This window comes from Streptomyces sp. MS06, assembly GCF_047200655.1.
Lineage (GTDB): Bacteria > Actinomycetota > Actinomycetes > Streptomycetales > Streptomycetaceae > Streptomyces.
On record NZ_JBJZOJ010000081.1, the window covers coordinates 14,052 to 30,307 of the forward strand.

Below are 16,256 nucleotides of genomic sequence, written 5' to 3' on the forward strand. Positions count from 1 at the left end.
GACAGGCGGAGGGCGGCAACAGGGCGCAGGGGTCCCGCCACCCGTCCGAGCGTTCACAACGGACGGGCGGCGGACGGGCAGGCAGGAGGACAGGCGGGCGGGCTCAGCCGTATCGGTAGATCCGGCTCACGTCCTCCAGCGACTGGGGCGTCTCGTCCCACGGTGGGAGCTTCTGACGGCGCGCGACGATCCGGCCGTGCTGGGCGCTGCCCGGGCCGGGTGGCCGTTCGGGGAGGTAGTGAGCGTCCCGGTGCCGGTTCTGCCAGCGGGTCCAGAGCAGGTCGACGAAGGCGTGGTGCAGCCAGAACACCGGATCGTTCACGGAGGCTCCGCCGAGCATGGCCCCGCCGACCCAGCGGTGCACGCGGTTGTGGTTGAGCCAGGAGGAGGTGCCGTGTCCGGTGCCCCAGCCCTCCAGCTTGTTGCGGAAGCCCTTCCTGGCCGTGGAGTCCCAGGGGGACGTGTCGTAGGTCCCGTCCTTCAGCGCCCATTCCACGTCGGCCCTGGACGGCAGGTCGAAGGGGTTCCGTGCGCGGCCGAGGTCGCGGGTGAGGAACAGCCCGTCCGTCACTCCCTCGCTGATCGTCCAGTCGCCTCCCGCGTAGGCGAACGGCCCGGTCATGACCTGGTGGTCGGTGCGCCTGCCGGTCCCGCCGAGGAGGTCGTCGGTCCAGGGTGCGGAGTGGGCCGTGCGGTCGCGGGTCCAGTCCCAGTAGGGCACCGTCACCGAGTCGTCGATCCGGCGCAGCGCCCGCTCCAGTTCCAGTACGAACCTGCGGTGCCAGGGGAGGAAGGACGGCGTCATGTGGGCCGCCCGCAGGCCCTCCTCCCCGTCGGCGGTGTAGTAGTCGAGGTGCATCCGCACGAACTCGTCGTACTCGCCGCGCCGTTTGACTTCCAGCATCGCCCGGACGAAGCGCCGCTTCTCGGTGGCGGTGAGCGTGCTGACGTCCCTACGCGTGTACGCCATGGTCTCCCCCAGTGGGACGGGTCCCGCCGTGGACGGCGGGCAGGTGGGTGCCGTGCCGGGAAGCGTGCCGGGTGCCGTGCTGCGAACCGTGCGCCCGCAGGTGCTCGCCGGGGGCGAGCACGTCGACCGCGGCGCGGGTGGCCGCGAGGGGGGTGGTGAACGAGTCGTAGTGGTCGAGCATGCTCATCCAGGAGCCGTCGGCGCGGCGCATCAGGTGCAGCGGACGGCCGTCGACCGCGACCCGCCACCGGTCGGGGCCGATCCCGCGGGCGCCGGGGAGCCCGCTGCCGGGGATCGGTGCGCCCTGGATGCGGCGTCCGCGGTAGTTCTCGTCGAAGGCGGCTCCCCCGACGCCGCGCGCGGCACGAGAAGGGCGGGAGGGGCGGGAGGAGGTTGCGAGAGGAACGAGGGCGAGGGCGAGCGCCGGGGCGAGCAACCCGCGCAGCGCCTCCCGCCGGGTGCCGGGGACGGGTGCGGGTCTGGGGGGCGCTCCCGCCGGGCTCTCGGCCCCGCCCCCGCCCACCAGCACTTCACCGACGCCGCTCACGGCCATGCCGCCTCCTCGTGGCTCCTCGACAGGTTCGGTCCGTCGATACCGCTAACGGCTCCTCCCGCCCCGGGGTCACCGGGGACCGTCCGTACGGAGGGGCCGCGCGCAGGCCCGTGCGGGGGTGCCTCCACGCCTTTCGTCGAAGCACCCCTCTTCGGACGGGAGGGGATGTCAGAGGCCCGGAGCCATGCCCAGGTCCGCGCCGGGAACCGCCTGAAGGACGGGGGTGACCACGCCCACCTCGGGCAGCTTCGGCCCCGGGAGGCCGAAGTCGTCGGGGTCGGGTGCGGTGAGGGGGGCGTCGAGGTTCACGCCGGGGCCGAGGGTCCTGATGTCGGAGGCGGGCGCGTCGAGGGCGGCGTGGTCGAAGTCGTCCCCGAGCAGGTGCGGCAGCGGGGCCCGCAGGTCGGCGCCGGGAAGCCCCGCGCCGAGCGGCAGTTGCGGGACGGCCCGCTGCGGGATGAGGTGGCCCTCGGTGTAGCGCGGGCCCTCGGGGGCACCGGGCATCGGCACCGGCACCTCGCCGGTCAGCTCGGGCAGTTCCATGTTGAGGGACTGCCCGATTCCGTCCAGCGGCAAGGGGACGGGGACCACGCTCACGGCGGCGGCGGGAGCGACGGAGGCTGCCGCGGCCGCGCAGGTGAGGGCGGCGGCGAGCGTTCCTCGAGTGGTCGGTTTCATCTGGGTACGGCCCCTTTCGCGGGATGGGCTGGCTTGGCGTGCTGAGCGGTTAACGAGCCGGAAAACCGAGCCAGTTCACAATTCCCCCGAGTGCCGTAGTAAGAGAGGTAATAGGAGGAGCGGACCGGGACCCTCGGGCGCGGAGAGCGCGGTAAACGGGCCGGGGCGCGGTGGGCGGGCCGGAAGTCACGACGGGCCGCGCGTCGAACCGGTACCGCAGGGAACCTCGGCCCGGCGGAGGCTGCCGACCCGACGCAAGGTGCCGTCGGCGCCCCGCCCGTGGAGCGACCCGGACAGCGGACAGGCAAGCGGGAGGCAGCGGCGGGACAGGCGGGCAGGCCGCGGGATTGGGCGGGTGGCCGGGCACTGGTTCCGCTGCCCGTCGACGGAGCGCCCGCCGGCGGGGTCTCCGGCCGGCGGGCCGGGAGCCGCGCGGCTGTGCTGCGGCCGCTGGGGCGGGGCTGCCGCGCGGTGGGTGGAATCCCGAGGCCTGTCCGGCGGGCCGGGAGCTAGCCGCGCAGGCTGCGTGCCGGGAGGACGAGGTGGGCCGCGGCCTGCAGGGTCTCGTCGGCACCGGCGAAGGCGGCGAGTGCCTCCGCGGTGACGGTCTTGCCCGGCTCGGCCTCCGGCCAGGGACGGGTGGTGAACACCAGGTAGGCGTAGCCGCGTTCTTCGACGGCCGCCAGCCACTCCGGCGGCGGCGTGCACTGGGCGTTGAGGTGCGGCATGGTGACGACGGCCTGACCGGCCTCCACGAGCAGGCTCACCGGCAGGCTGGGCTTGCTGCCGCCGTCGACCAGTTCGCCACCGACGGGCAGTCCGTTGTCGGTGAGGAGCTGCTCGATGGCGGCGGCCGTCGCCTCGGAGCCGCCCTCGGCGTCGCCGAGGGAGTAGGCGAGCAGGTAGGGCATGTCGGTGCCGTCGGGGGCCTCGCCGCTCCACGGCATCACGACGAGGGTGCCCAGGTCTGCGACGTGGAAGGGGCGGGATTCGCTTGAGGTTGAGGTCACCGCGCGACCTTATCGACGGTGCGGGGCGCGCCCGGGTCGCGCTCACTCGACCGGGCGACCCGGGAGAGGTCGTCCACACGAACGAGGGACGAGGGACGAGGGACGGTGGCCCGGCACTCGGGACTCACGGCCCGGATCGCCGGGTGCGGGTCGAAGGCCGGCCCCGGGTGCAGCGGGACCGGCCTTCGGGCCGAGGGTGTCAGCCCTGCAGGGGCAGACCGCCGAGGAGCGGGTTGTGCTGGTTGAGCGCGCCGGTCGCGCCCTTCACAGTGTTGAGCACGGAGTCCTTGTTCTCGGTGTCGAGCGCGTCCGACTGGTGCTGCAGCGGCGTGACGTCGAGGGGGCCCTTGGTGAGGCTGTTCACGGCGCCGTTGAGGCTGGTGGGCGTGAGGTCGGCGGCGCTCTGGGCGAACGCGGGCGCGGCGGCACCGGCGAGTGCGACGGATCCGGCGATGACAGCGGCGGCCTTCAGGGACTTCATCGTGTTCCTTTCTGCGGCGAGGTCACTCGCCTCAGGGAATTGTGACGCCGTGCCTAACGACTTCCGCCGGGAGCGGAAACCCTGCGGGAGGAGATTTCCGCAGGTCTTTTTGCCGGGCCCGCCCGATGGAAGGGTGTCCCACCGCGTCGGCGGCTGCCCTCCTCGTACGGGATCCCTCGGAATCCGGTGCCCGATCCGAACACGGTCCGGGCGCAGTCCGAACAGCGTCCGGGCACAGTCCGAACACGCTCCGGGCGCAGTCCGAACAGCGTCCGGGCGCAGTCCGAACACGCTCCGGGCGCGATCCGAACACGGTCCACGGCGAACCCTCCGCCCCGCCCCGGCATCCGCTCCCCTGTCGACATACCCCCTACAGCCCTACAGCCCGACAGCCCCGGCAGCGGGCCGGGGCTGTCGGGGCGGCGGGACTTCGCGGGGTGCGCCGCGCGGGTCAGGAGGCGGGCAGGACGCCGGAGACGGGCAGCGCGCCCGTCGGCTGCGCGGGCGGCGAGGCCGGAAGGGACGGCGACGAGGCCGGCAGCGCAGGCGGCGAGGCCGGGAGGGACGGGGGCTCGGCGGGCAGAGGGGGCAGCGGAGGCAGACCGGGCAGCTCCGGTGCGGGCAGTCCGCCGGACAGCAGCGTGGCGGTGACGAGGTTGACCAGGCCGGTCACCACGGCGGTGGCCGCGGGCACCACCTGGCCCGCGTCCCCGGACGTGGCGGCCGCGAGCAGGGAGGCCACGGCGTTATGCAGTGCGGCGACCGCGTCGTCCTTGACGTCGGCGAGCGGCGCTCGGGGTCCGGTGCGCGCCTTGGCGTCGCCGCCGCTGAGCGTGCCCGGGTCGGGCAGCGTCGGGGCCGCCGGCACGGTGGGCGCGTTCGGGAGCGTGTCGGTTGCCGGGACGCCGGGCAGCGTGGGGGTGGTCGCAGTGGTGGTGTCCGGCGGCGCGGCCGGAGCGGCCGCGGCGAGCTCGGCGACGGCCTTCTCGGCGGCGTCGCCGAGGGTGCCTGCCTGATCGGCGGGGAGTTGTCCGTCGTCGGCCTTGAGGGCCGCGTCGAGCAGGGCGGTGACGGGGGTGAGGACACCGCCGACCTCCCCCAGGGCCTTGGTCTGGCCGAGCAGCGGCGCCGCGTCAGGCAGCGGCGCGCGGGCCGCTGAGCCGGTGGTGTGGTGTGCCGCGTCGGCCGCGAAGGCGGCGGGCGCTGCGATGCCGAGAACGAGAGCTGTGCTGAGTGCGGAGGTCGCGATGCGCCGTAGGGGCAGGCCACGCATGAGGGGGAGTTCCTTCCGGTGTTGCGTCGGTTCTCGATCACCGTGCGAGCACCCCTGGCACTCTGCAACCGGGTGAATGCTCCCTGTTATGGCCCGGAATGCGCACCCCGGCCGTTACCGCTGGTGGAACGGCATGTCCGGGGCCCGAAACCGGGCCCGGACCCCGCCCGCCGTTCGGACTACCGCACACCCGCGCGCGCCGTAGGCGACCGCGACCACCTCCACGACCGCGACCACCTCCACGAGCGCGACACCCCCAGGACCGCGACACCCCAGGACCGCGGGCCTCCCGCAGGACCGCGACATCCCTCACGACCGCGGGCCTCCGCTCCGGCCGCGGGCCTCACCGGCGACCGTGCCCCCTCACGACGCGGACCGGCCGCCCACCCCGCGAGGGTGGGCGGCCGGTCGCGGAAGGCGCGCCCGAGTCAGTCGTTGACGCAGGTGTTGCCGAAGGCCGGGTTCAGCAGGCCGATGACGTCCACGGTGTTGCCGCAGACGTTGACCGGCACGTGGATGGGGGCCTGGACGACGTTGCCCGACAGCACGCCCGGGGAGTGGGCGGCGGCGCCGTTGGCGCCGCTGTCGGCAACGGCGGCACCGGCGCCGCCGGCGACGGCCGCGGCGGCCGCGGTGGTCAGGACCAGACCCTTCGCAATACGCGACATGGAGAGGTGCTCCTTGGGGGTTGACACAAACACCCGGGCGGGGATGCCCGGCGCTGGAGTCAACGCGCGGGCCACTCCAGGGTTGTGCCGCCAAAGGGGTGATCTCACTTCGCGGACGGGGTTCGCGCCTCCGACACACGCGCCGGATTTCATCCGATTCAAACCCATAATGACTAGAGTTGCGGACCGCTGCTCGCACCGTCACAACCGCCCACCGCAGCCCCTCTCCACCGCCTCCCCGCACTCGTGACGCCCCCTCAGACGGCCGGACACCCGCGTCGCCCGGCAGAGCGGTCCGCCCGCCCCGCGCCGTACCCGCGCCGCGGCGCCCACCACTCGGCGCCCACCGGGTGGAGCGCCGCACGGAACGGCCCGCACGGACCGCCCCGCGCATGACGCCGGGGAGGACGGCCGGGAGTTCTCCCCGAAAGGCAAGGCCGGTCATGCGCAACCATCCGGGCCCGCCACCCTCCGACGCGACCCCGGAATCCACCGCTCCGCACTTCCCCGGATCCGCGAACACCCTCACCCCGATCGCGAACACGTTCGATCTGGCCAAGGGTTCCCGGTCCGGGGGTGACCAGCCGGGCGTCCGGCTCGTTTCCCAGCGGGACGCGGGTGGGGCCGACGTGCTCTCCGTCGCCGCCGAGGTCCGGCAGTAGACGCGTTCCCGCCCCCATACCGAGCACCGTCCGTGAGCGAGGAAACCGCGCGATGCACCTGTCACCAACCGACCCTCCGCCACGGGTCCTGCACCTCACGCAGCCCGTGGACGGAGGAGTCGCCCGGGTCGTGACGGACCTGGTGCGGGCCCAGCTCGCCGCCGGCATGCAGGTCGCCGTGGCCTGCCCGGACGGCGCGCTCGCCGGAGGGCTGCGGGCGCTCGGCGCGGACGTACGGGGCTGGAGGGCGGAGCGCTCCCCCGGGCCGGCACTGGTCGCGGAGGTGCGCCGGCTCACCCGCGTGGTGGAGGACGTACGGCCGGACGTGGTGCACGCGCACAGCGCCAAGGCCGGGCTCGCCGGCCGGCTCGCCGTCCGCGGCCGGATCCCGACCGTGTTCCAGCCGCACGCCTGGTCGTTCGAGGCGGTCGGCGGGGCCGTGGCGGCGCTGACGACCCGCTGGGAGCGGCTGGGGGCGCGGTGGGCGCACCGGACGGTGTGCGTGAGCGAGGCGGAGCGCGTGCGCGGCGTACGTGCCGGGATCGCCGGCCGGTGGACCGTCATCCCCAACGGCGTCGACCCGGAGCGCTTCCACCCCGGCGGGGCCGGTACGGTGCGCGCCGCTCTCCTGCCGGACGCCGATCCCGCCGATCCGCTGGTGGTGTGCGTGGGACGGCTGTGCCGGCAGAAGGGGCAGGACGTGCTCCTGGCCGCGTGGGACGAGGTCGTACGGCGTGTTCCGCGGGCCCGGCTGGCGCTGGTCGGCGACGGCCCCGACGGGGAGCGGCTGCGTTCCGCGGCTCCGCCGTCGGTGCGGTTCGCGGGCGCAGTCACCGATGCCGCGCCCTGGTACCGGGCCGCCGACCTGGTGGTGCTGCCGTCGCGTTGGGAGGGCATGGCACTGGCGCCGCTGGAGGCGATGGCCTGCGGTCGACCGGTCGTGCTGACGGACGTGGACGGTGCCCGGGAGAGCCTGCCGCCGGCGCTCGCCCGGACGGCGGACCGGCCTCCCCGCTGCCTGGTGCCGCCCGGGGACCCGGCCGCGCTGGCGGACGCCGTCGCCCCGCTGCTGCTCGATCCGCCGCGCCGCGAGTGGCTCGGCCACCAGGGACGTCGGCACGTCCTGTCCACGCACGACGTGCGGCACACCGCCCGAGCCGTCGCGGACCTTTACCGCGAACTCCTCGGCCGGCGGCAAGTGCCCACCCAGCACAGGGAGTCCATCCACTCGTGACCGCGGAAAGCACCTTCCCCGCCCCCGGCGCGCAGCCACGGGGCACCGGATTCTCACCCGTCTCGCTCCTCGAACGGCCCGTCAGAACCGACGAGTTCCGGTTCCCGGTCCGCAGACCCCCGGCCCGGCCCGCCTCGCCGCTGCCGCTGCTGGCCGCGGACACCCTCGCCGTGCTGGCCGCCGCGCCCGTGGCGGCCGGTCTCGGGCACCGTCCGCTGCTGCTCCTGCTGCTCGTGGCGGCGACGCTGCTGCTGCGCCCGCGCACCGCATCCCCGGCCACCGGCGTGCTGGACCAGCTCCCCTCCGTGTGCGGCCGCGTCGCGGTCTGCTGGCTGGCCCTCGCCGCGGTGGCGGCCGCCCACGATCCCGACCACGCCCTGTCCGCACGCAGCCTGCTGCTCGGCTTCGTGCTCCAGTGCGCCGCCGGTCTCACGGGCCGGGCCGCAGTGCACCGGCGGCAAAGTGCCGTGCTGCTGCGGCACCCGCGCCCCGCACTGATCGTCGGCCCGGCGGCCACCGGGCAGCGGGTCGCGGCGGCACTGCTGCGGCACCCGCGTTGCGGGGTGCGGCCGGTGGGGATCGTCACCGAACGCGCGGAGGGCGGCGCCGAGGTCCTGCCCGTGCTGACCACGGGTGAGGAGGTCCAGCGGGCCCTCATCCAGAACGGGGTGCGCGACGTGCTGACCGTGCACCCGTCGGTACGGTCGTCCCGGGGCCCGCTGCTGCGGGCGATGGCCGAATCGGGCTGCGCGGTGTGGGAGCTCGACGCCGACTCCCCCTCGCACGGCGGGCCCGAGCAGCTCGCCGGCTTCTCCTGCCGCCGCCTGCGGTGGTCGGCGCGGCAGCCGGGCGGCGCGGGCAAGCGGGCGCTGGACGTCCTGGTGTCCGGGGCGCTGCTGGTGCTCGCGGGCCCGCTGCTGCTGGGGTGCGCGGTGGTGCTGCGGGCCGTGGGCGGGCCGGGGATCGTCTTCCGGCAGGAGCGCATCGGCCGGGACGGGCGCCCGTTCACGCTGCTGAAGTTCCGCACCCACCGCCCGGCCGACGCGCACGAGTCCGCGACCCGCTGGAGCGTGGCGGACGAGCAGGCGATGCCGTGGTTCTGCCGTTTCCTGCGCCGCACCTCCCTGGACGAACTGCTCCAGCTGTGGAACGTGCTCCGCGGTGACATGAGCCTGGTCGGCCCGCGCCCCGAACGCCCCTACTTCGTCGCGCAGTTCAGCGAAACCTACCCGGGTTACGCGGCCCGCCACCGCATGCGGGCCGGCATCACCGGGCTGGCCCAGGTCAACGGCCTGCGCGGAGACACCTCGATCGAGGACCGGGCCCGGTTCGACAACGCCTACATCGACAACTGGTCGCTGTGGCAGGACGTGTGCATCCTGCTGCGCACCGCCGCCACGCTCGTGCGCCCGACGGGGAGCTGACGCCGCCGATGAGTCACGCCCTGCCGCTGCCCCGGGTCCGGCGGTTCTCCCCCGTGCTGCCGGTCGTCGCCGTGGTCGCGCTGCTCGCACTGCCCGCCGGACCGGGCGGCCGGGGCGGTGCGGGCCCTGCCGACGCGGTCTCCGCGCTCGCCGTCGGGTACTGCGCGGTGCGGTTGCTGCGGGAACGGCGGCGCCCCCTGTCCCGCACCGCGGCCGTCGTCGTCGGCCTGCCGGTCGTCGGCCTGGCCGTGGCCGCCATGGGGGCCTCGCCCCCGAGCACCGGCATCATCGGCATGGGCCGCTACCTCCAGGTGTTCGTGCTGGTCCCGGCCGCCGTGCTGCTGCTGGTCCGCGACCGGGCCGACTTCCGGTTGCTGGCCTGGTCGTTCGTGGCGCTGGCGGGATGGCAGGGCGCGGTCGGGGTGCACCAGTACGCCACCGGCACCGGCGCCTCCTACCAAAGCCAGGACATCCGGGCCGTCGGCACCTTCGGATCGCAGGACGTGATGGGCATGGCGACGGTCGTGTCCTTCGGTCTGGTGTGCGCACTGGGACTGGCCCTGGGGCGCGGCCCGGTACGGCAGCGGGCGGCCGCGGCCGGCTGCGCCGTCCTTCTGCTGCTGCCGCTCGCGCTGTCCTTCAGCCGGGGCGCGTGGATCGCGACGGCCGTGACCTGCGCCGCGCAGCTGGTGCTCGCCGGGCTGCGGCGCGCGCTGAAGGCGGGGGCGGCCGTGGTGGCCGCGGGCGTGGTCCTGGTCGGCGGCTTCGGTGTGGGCACCGCGATGCTCCAGGAGCGGATCAGCAGCATCACCCAGGTCGCCGACGCGCCCGACCAGTCGGTCACCGACCGCTACACGATGTGGGCGGCCGCCGTCGACATGTGGCGGGAGCAGCCGCTGACCGGCGTCGGGTTGAAAGGCTTCCCGGAACACCGCGACGCGCACGCCTCGCTGGCGCTGTCGTCCGGCAGCGACACCGACGGCGCGGGTGCCGGATTCCGCCGCCAACCCCTGCTGTCCCCGCACAACATGTACCTGCTGGTCCTGGCCGAGCAGGGCCTCGTCGGCCTGCTCGCGCTGGCCGGGAGCTGGCTGGCGCTGCTGGTGTGCGCGCTGCGCAGACTCGCCGCGGCGCGGCGCGGCGGTCCGGGACTGGACTGCGCGCTGATCGCCTGCGGGCTGCTCGTCTGGCAGTTGACCGACTTCCTGTACGCCGACATCGGCGGGCCCTCCACCGTGCTCACGGCCGTCTGCTTCGGGCTCGTGGCGTGGGGAGCACTGGCCGGCGATGCCGGTGGGGAGGCGCGGGCACGATGACCGCGACACCGCCCCGGGCCTCACGGGCCCGGGACGCCACCCGACCGCCCCGGACCGCGGAGGCGTCCGGGACCGGCCGGTTCGGCGGGGATGCCGGGCTCACCACGCCCGGTGGGCCCATCACCCCCACCGGGCCTGACGGGCCTGACGGGCCTGACGGGCCTGACGGGCCTGACGGGCCTGATGGGCCCACCGAAATCGGCGGGCGCACCGGCTCCTCCGCCTCCGGCACCTCCGCCGCCTCCGACACCTCCACAACCGCCCCGCGCAGCACGACCACGGCGGCCCCACGCAGCACGGCCGCGGCAGCCCCGCCCGACGCGGCCACGCCGGCCCCGCCCGAGGGTCCCCCGACGCCTCCGCCCGGCGCGGCACGGGCCCCGGTCTCCGGGGCGAGGGCGGCCGTTCCTCCGTCCCGGACAGGTCGGGCGGACAGAGCGGATACGGCGGATACGGCGGATACGGCGGATACGGCGGACGCGGGCAGGGCCGCTCCGGCACTGGTGTCCCGGCGGTTCCTGGCCAGGGCCACACTGGTCACGGCCTCGCTGTCGGTCGCCGGGGCGGTGCTCGGCCTGGTGCGCGACCAGACGCTGGCCCGGCTGTTCGGCGCCGGCCGCGGCACCGACGCCTTCCTGGTCGCCTGGACGGTACCGGAGTTCGCGGCGACGCTGCTCATCGAGGACGGGCTGGCCTTCGCGCTGATCCCGGCTTTCAGCAGGGCGCTGTCCGGGCGGGCCCGGGGTGCGGCCGGCGACCCGGTGCGCGCCCTGGTCGGCTCGACGCTGCCGAGGCTGTCGCTGGCCTTCGCCGCGGTCGGTGCACTGCTCGCCGCCACCGCGCCGCAGGTCGTAGCGGCCCTGGCGCCCGGTCTGCCGGGTACCGCGCTCGCCGTCGACTGCACCCGGCTCACGGCGACCTGCGTGCTCAGCTTCGGCCTCGCCGGGTACTGCAGCGCTGCGCTCCGGGCGCACCGCCGCTTCTTCGCCCCGGCGGCGATCTACGTCGCCTACAACACCGGCATCATCGCGGCGATGGTCGTCCTCGGCGGACGGCTCGGGGTGCGCTCGGCGGCGGTCGGGGTGGCCGTCGGCGGCTGCCTGATGATCGCGGTGCAACTGCCCTCCCTGCTGGCGCGGTTGCGCCGGCGCTCGGAGCGCGGCACTGCGACCGGTGCCGAGACGGGGCGCGGCACGGAGTCCGGTACGACGACCGGTACGACGACCGCTCCGGAGACCGCTCCGGAGACCGCTCCGGAGACCGCTCCGGAGACCGCTCCGGAGAACGGCCCGGAGAACGGCCCGGGGCCGGGTTCCGTCGGGCGGGCGCGGCCGCTGGGGGCAGCGGTCGTCGCCACCGTGCTGCTGTTCGCGCTGTGCCGCCAGTCGCAGGTCCTCGTCGAGCGGTTCTTCGCCTCTCCCCTCCCGGCCGGCGCCATCTCGCACCTGAACTACGCGCAGAAGGTGGCGCAGATGCCGATGGTGCTGTCGTTGATGGTGTGCACGGTCACCTTCCCGGTGGTCGCGCGGGCGCTGGCGGACGGGGACACCGACCGGGCACGCACCCGGGTGGAGCGGGATCTCGCGCTGGCCGCCTCGCTGGTTCTGCTCGGCACCGCGGGGATCGTCGCCTGCGCTCCGCAGATCATCGAAGTGCTCTTCCAGCGCGGCGCGTTCACCGCCGCCGACACCGCGGCCACGGCGGCCGTGATGCGGGTGTACGCGCTCGGCCTGCTCGGCCAGACCCTGACGGGCGTGCTGGTCCGCTCCTACTTCTCCGCGGGGCGCGCCGCCTGGTATCCGGTCGGGGCGATGGCGGCCGGTGTCGCCGCGACGACCGTGCTGAGCGCGGCGGCGGTGGGCCCCTGGGGGGTGGCCGGGATCGCCGCCGCGAACGCGGCCGGCATCACGCTGACCGCGGTGCTGCTGCTGGCGGGCATGGGCGCGCGCAGCGTTCCGGTCCGTACCCGGCGGGTGCTGCGCGGGCTGTGCGGGCCCGCCGCGGCGGGGCTGGCCGCGGTCCCGGCGGGGGCGTGGGCGGCGGGCCGCCCCCGGTCCGCGGTGGCCGGCCTGGCGACGGGCGGTCTGACCGCGGCGGCCGTGTTCGCGCTGCTGGTTCTCGCCCTCGGGGCCGGTGGCCGTGTTCCCGCACTGCGATCCGTCCGTTCCGTGACCCGGAGGCTCACGCATGGCCGTTCCCGTTGACTCCCCCGACACCGCCGACTTCCCCGACACCGCCGACTTCCCCGACACCGCTGACTCCCCCGGCACCGCCGGCGCTCCTGCCGCCTCCGGCACCGCCGCCGCGCCGGCACGTCTCGCATCGCGTCCCGGCCCCGTCCCCTGGGTGGCGATGTACCACTCCGTCGGCGACTGCCGGGACGACCCGTACCGCATCACCGTCACTCCCGACCGGCTGGCGCGGCAACTGGACTGGCTGCGGCGGCGCGGCCTGCGGGGCGTGTCCGTGGCGGAGTTGCTCGCCGCCCGCGCCCGCGGAGAGGGCCGCGGACTGGTCGGCCTGACCTTCGACGACGGGTACGCCGACTTCACCGAACGTGCACTGCCGGTGCTGCGCCGCCACGGCTGCGGCGCCACGCTGTTCGTGCTGCCCGGCCGGCTCGGCGGCGACAACGTGTGGGATCCGCGCGGCCCCCGCAAACCGCTGCTGACCGCGGACGGCATCCGGCAGGCCGCGGCCGAGGGCGTCGAGATCGGCTCGCACGGGCTCACCCACGTCGACCTGACGGCGGCGGACGAGGAGACGCTGACGGCCGAGGTGCACCGCAGCAGAGCACTGCTCGCCGAGTTGAGCGGTGCTCCGGTCGCCGGTTTCTGCTACCCGTACGGCACGGTCGACGCGCGCGCGGTGGCCGCCGTACGGGAGGCCGGCTACGACTACGGCTGCGCCATCGACCCGGGCCCCCTCACCGCCCGGCACGCGCTGCCCCGCGTCCACGTCGGCCAGCAGGACACCGCCGTGCGTCTGTTCCTGAAACACCGGCTGCACCGGCTGCGCCGCCGACCGGTGAAGGGAGTGTGACCGCGATGAAGGCCCTGCACGTCATCACCGGACTCGGCGTCGGCGGCGCCGAGCAGCAGTTGCGGCTGCTGCTGCGGCACCTGCCCGCCGACTGCGAGGTCGTCACCCTCACCGAGCCGGGTCCGGTCGCCGACGGGCTGGTCGCCGACGGGGTGCGCGTCCACCACCTCGGCATGGCCGGCAACCGCGACCTGGCGGCGCTGCCACGCCTCGCCCGGCTCGTCCGGGCGGGCGGCTACGACCTCGTGCACACCCATCTGTACCGGGCCTGCGTGTACGGGCGCCTCGCCGCGCGGATGGCGGGCGTGCGCGCCATCGTCGCCACCGAGCACTCCCTCGGCGCCTCGCAGATGGAGGGCAGGCGGCTCACGCGGGGGGTGCGGGCGCTGTACCTCGGCACCGAGCGGCTCGGCCGGTCCACCGTCGCCGTCTCCGCCACGGTCGCCGAACGGCTGCGCCGCTGGGGGGTGCCCGCACCGCGCATCGAGGTCGTGCCCAACGGCATCGACCTGGACCGCTTCCGCTTCGACCCGCTGAGCCGGCACCGCACCCGCCGCCGGCTCGGGCTGCCCGACGACGCGTACGTCATCGGCGGCGTCGGCCGGCTGGCCGCGGGCAAGAGGTTCGACGTCCTGATCCGCGCGCTGGCCCTGCTGCCCGCCGACCACTGGCTGCTGCTGGTGGGCGGCGGCCCGGAGGAGAGCGTGCTGCGCCGCACCGCGCACGAGGCGGGCGTCGCCGACCGGGTGCTGTTCACCGGCGAACGCCCCTACGTCCCCGACGGCTCCCCCGGCCCGGACCTGCCCGGGCTCACCGCGGCGATGGACCTGCTCGCCTCGCCTTCGCCGGAGGAGGCCTTCGGCCTGGCGGTGGTGGAGGCGCTCGCCGCGGGACTGCCGGTGCTGTACGCCTCCTGTCCCGCCGTCGAGGACCTGCCCCCGCATTCCGCCGGGGCCGCCCGGCGGCTCACCGGCGGGGCCGAGCAGTACGCGCGCGCCGCGGCCGGGATCCGCGCGGCGGGCCCGCGTCCGCGCACCGCGCCGGACGCGGCGCGCCGTTACGGCATCGACCGCACCGCGGCCCGGCTCATGGACGTCTACGCGGCCGCGACCGCCGACCCGCCCGGACGATCCCCGTCCCCGTCCCCGTCCCCGTCCCCGTCACCCCAGGGAGCCCGTTCCTCATGACCGACCAGACCGAAACCCCGTCCGGGCCGAACCGCCCGCCGCTGCGCCTGCGTCTCGCCCGGGCGCGCACCCTGCCGCCCTGGGCCCTGCTCGCGGCGGGCGTCGTCGCCGGCGGGCTGCTGGGCGGCGGCTACGGCCTGGCCAGGCCGCCCGCGTACACGGCCACCGCGTACGTCGTCGCGGTACCCGACGAGAAGTCCGACCCGGCGTCCGCGCTCGGCTTCGCTCAGGCCTACGGCCGGGTCGCCACCCAGCTCGCGGTGCTCGGGGACGCCCAGGTGCAGGCGGGTGTCCCGGTGGGCACGCTCCGGCGCGGCGTGCAGGCGCAGACCTCGCCGGACGCGCCGATGGTCGCCATCACCGCCACCTCCTCCCGCCCGGACCTGGCCGCCGACATGGCCAACGCGGTCTCCCGCGCCCTGAGCCGGCACGCGCAGAACGCGGAGGGCAGCACCCATGTGGAGGTGCAGCAGTTCGCCCGGGCGGTGAAGCCGACCGAGGCCTCCTCGGCGTCGCCCGCGGTGACCGGCCTGGTCGGCGCCAGCGCGGGCGGCCTGCTGGGCGGGCTGCTGCTGCTGGTGCGTCCCCGGCGGGCGGAGAGCCGGCCGGGGCGGGCCGCCGCGGTGCCCGGCCCCTCCCTCGCCGCCGACGCCCACGGCGCGCTGTGACCTGCACGGCGGAACTGGTCACCGACGAGCGGGCGTTCGCCGCGCTCGCCCCGGTCTGGCGCCGGCTGTACGACAACTGCGCCTCGGCCACCCCGTTCCAGAGCCACACCTGGCTGCACTCGTGGTGGCGGTCGTACGGCCGGCCGGGCAGGTTGCGCCTGCTGCTGGTGCGCGACGGAGCCGACCTGGTCGCCGCGGCGCCGCTGACGGCGGTCCGGCGGCCGGTGCCGGCGTGGGTGCCGCTGGGCGGGACGATCTCCGACTACGGCGACGTCCTGGTCGACGACCGGCGCGGTGAGGCGGCTGTGGCCGCCCTCACCGGCGCTCTCGCCTCGGCGGCCCGCACCGCGCTGATCGACCTGCGCGAGGTGCGGCCCGGCGGCGCGGCGGAACAGGTGTACGACCGCTGGCGCGGCCCGCGCCGGCGGGTGGCCGACTCCGTGTGCCTGGAGCTGCCCGGCCTGCCGGTGGACGGTTTGATCGCCAGGCTGCCCTCGGCGAAGGCGCAGCAGCGGGCCCGCGCCAAACTCCGCAAGCTGGCCGCTCTCGGCGTCGAACGGCACGCGGTGGACGCCGACGAGGCGGACAAGGCGCTGCGCCGTCTGCTGGAACTGCACGGACTGCAGTGGCGGGGACGGCAGATGACCGGGGAGCACCGGCGGGACCGGTTCCGTCAGCACCTGGTACGCGCGGTGGCGCCGATGGTCCGGTCCGGGGACGCGGTCGTCACCGAGTTCCGGCTGGCGGAGGACGTGGTCGCCGTCGACGTGACGCTGCTGTCCCGGCAGCTGGCGGGGGGTTACCTGTACGGCGCCCATCCGTGCCTGCGCGAGCGGAAGGCGGACGTGGCGCTGATGCTGCTGGACGCGTGCGCCGAGCACACCGCCCCGGCCGGCCGCGGCACGCTGAGCCTGCTGCGCGGCGACGAGCCGTACAAGCACCACTGGCGCCCCCGGACGGTGCCGAACGGGCGGCTGCTGCTGGCGCGGCGCCGTACCGCGCCGCTGCTGGCGGCCGCCGCGGGCGAGGCCGCCGCCCGGGACCGGGGCCGGGCCCTGCGTCGCCGCCGGGACGAGCGGAAGGGGCGCGG

Annotated in this window: 16 protein-coding genes; 9 read left to right on the plus strand and 7 right to left on the minus strand. The window is 75.8% G+C overall.

Features of this window, described 5'->3' with window-relative positions:
- Nucleotides 1–103: 103 nt before the first annotated feature.
- The 7 genes from ACL02U_RS30020 to ACL02U_RS30050 all read right to left on the minus strand — a co-directional run bounded on the left by ACL02U_RS30020 (nucleotide 104) and on the right by ACL02U_RS30050 (nucleotide 5,633).
- Nucleotides 104–970: a tyrosinase family protein gene (locus ACL02U_RS30020; RefSeq protein ID WP_412794136.1), complete on the minus strand. Its 867-nt coding sequence runs from the start codon at nucleotides 968–970 to the stop codon at nucleotides 104–106.
- Complete coding sequence (locus ACL02U_RS30025) at nucleotides 954–1,523, minus strand: tyrosinase family oxidase copper chaperone (RefSeq protein WP_412794137.1); 570 nt, start codon at nucleotides 1,521–1,523, stop codon at nucleotides 954–956. Before ACL02U_RS30025 ends, ACL02U_RS30020 begins: the two co-directional genes overlap by 17 nt.
- 168 nt (nucleotides 1,524–1,691) lie before the next feature.
- Nucleotides 1,692–2,201: a hypothetical protein gene (locus ACL02U_RS30030; protein ID WP_412794138.1), complete on the minus strand. Its 510-nt coding sequence runs from the start codon at nucleotides 2,199–2,201 to the stop codon at nucleotides 1,692–1,694.
- A 509-nt stretch (nucleotides 2,202–2,710) separates the two neighbouring features.
- On the minus strand, nucleotides 2,711–3,211 hold the full coding sequence (locus tag ACL02U_RS30035; RefSeq protein WP_412794139.1) for a DUF5949 family protein: 501 nt from the start codon (nucleotides 3,209–3,211) through the stop codon (nucleotides 2,711–2,713).
- Nucleotides 3,212–3,410: 199 nt separating this feature from the next.
- Nucleotides 3,411–3,692, minus strand: coding sequence for a hypothetical protein (locus ACL02U_RS30040; RefSeq protein ID WP_412794140.1), 282 nt, complete (start codon nucleotides 3,690–3,692; stop codon nucleotides 3,411–3,413).
- A gap of 451 nt (nucleotides 3,693–4,143) precedes the next feature.
- The gene (locus ACL02U_RS30045) at nucleotides 4,144–4,965 is read right to left on the minus strand and encodes a hypothetical protein (RefSeq protein ID WP_412794141.1); all 822 of its coding nucleotides are present in this window, start codon (nucleotides 4,963–4,965) and stop codon (nucleotides 4,144–4,146) included.
- A gap of 428 nt (nucleotides 4,966–5,393) precedes the next feature.
- Nucleotides 5,394–5,633 (minus strand): chaplin, encoded by a 240-nt coding sequence (locus ACL02U_RS30050; protein ID WP_412794142.1) that lies wholly within the window; start codon nucleotides 5,631–5,633, stop codon nucleotides 5,394–5,396.
- Between the two features lie 443 nt (nucleotides 5,634–6,076).
- Here ACL02U_RS30050 and ACL02U_RS30055 point away from each other — a divergent pair, with 443 nt between their 5' ends.
- The 9 genes from ACL02U_RS30055 to ACL02U_RS30095 form a co-directional block, all read left to right on the plus strand.
- Complete coding sequence (locus ACL02U_RS30055; protein WP_412794143.1) at nucleotides 6,077–6,295, plus strand: hypothetical protein; 219 nt, start codon at nucleotides 6,077–6,079, stop codon at nucleotides 6,293–6,295.
- A 52-nt stretch (nucleotides 6,296–6,347) separates the two neighbouring features.
- On the plus strand, nucleotides 6,348–7,529 hold the full coding sequence (locus ACL02U_RS30060; protein ID WP_412794144.1) for a glycosyltransferase: 1,182 nt from the start codon (nucleotides 6,348–6,350) through the stop codon (nucleotides 7,527–7,529).
- Entirely contained in the window at nucleotides 7,526–8,953 is a 1,428-nt protein-coding gene (locus ACL02U_RS30065) for an exopolysaccharide biosynthesis polyprenyl glycosylphosphotransferase (RefSeq protein WP_412794145.1), read from the plus strand. The genes ACL02U_RS30060 and ACL02U_RS30065 overlap by 4 nt, the downstream gene beginning before the upstream one ends.
- Before the next feature lie 8 nt (nucleotides 8,954–8,961).
- The gene (locus ACL02U_RS30070) at nucleotides 8,962–10,269 is read left to right on the plus strand and encodes an O-antigen ligase family protein (RefSeq protein WP_412794146.1); all 1,308 of its coding nucleotides are present in this window, start codon (nucleotides 8,962–8,964) and stop codon (nucleotides 10,267–10,269) included.
- A gap of 503 nt (nucleotides 10,270–10,772) precedes the next feature.
- On the plus strand, nucleotides 10,773–12,473 hold the full coding sequence (locus ACL02U_RS30075) for a lipid II flippase MurJ (protein ID WP_412794147.1): 1,701 nt from the start codon (nucleotides 10,773–10,775) through the stop codon (nucleotides 12,471–12,473).
- Nucleotides 12,474–12,621: 148 nt separating this feature from the next.
- On the plus strand, nucleotides 12,622–13,311 hold the full coding sequence (locus tag ACL02U_RS30080) for a polysaccharide deacetylase family protein (protein WP_412794152.1): 690 nt from the start codon (nucleotides 12,622–12,624) through the stop codon (nucleotides 13,309–13,311).
- A 5-nt stretch (nucleotides 13,312–13,316) separates the two neighbouring features.
- Nucleotides 13,317–14,498 (plus strand): glycosyltransferase, encoded by a 1,182-nt coding sequence (locus ACL02U_RS30085; RefSeq protein ID WP_412794153.1) that lies wholly within the window; start codon nucleotides 13,317–13,319, stop codon nucleotides 14,496–14,498.
- The gene (locus ACL02U_RS30090; RefSeq protein WP_412794148.1) at nucleotides 14,495–15,166 is read left to right on the plus strand and encodes a lipopolysaccharide biosynthesis protein; all 672 of its coding nucleotides are present in this window, start codon (nucleotides 14,495–14,497) and stop codon (nucleotides 15,164–15,166) included. The genes ACL02U_RS30085 and ACL02U_RS30090 overlap by 4 nt, the downstream gene beginning before the upstream one ends.
- Nucleotides 15,163–16,256, plus strand: a 1,094-nt coding sequence (locus tag ACL02U_RS30095; protein WP_412794149.1) for a GNAT family N-acetyltransferase, incomplete at its 3' end; no start/stop codon positions are given. The genes ACL02U_RS30090 and ACL02U_RS30095, both read left to right, overlap by 4 nt.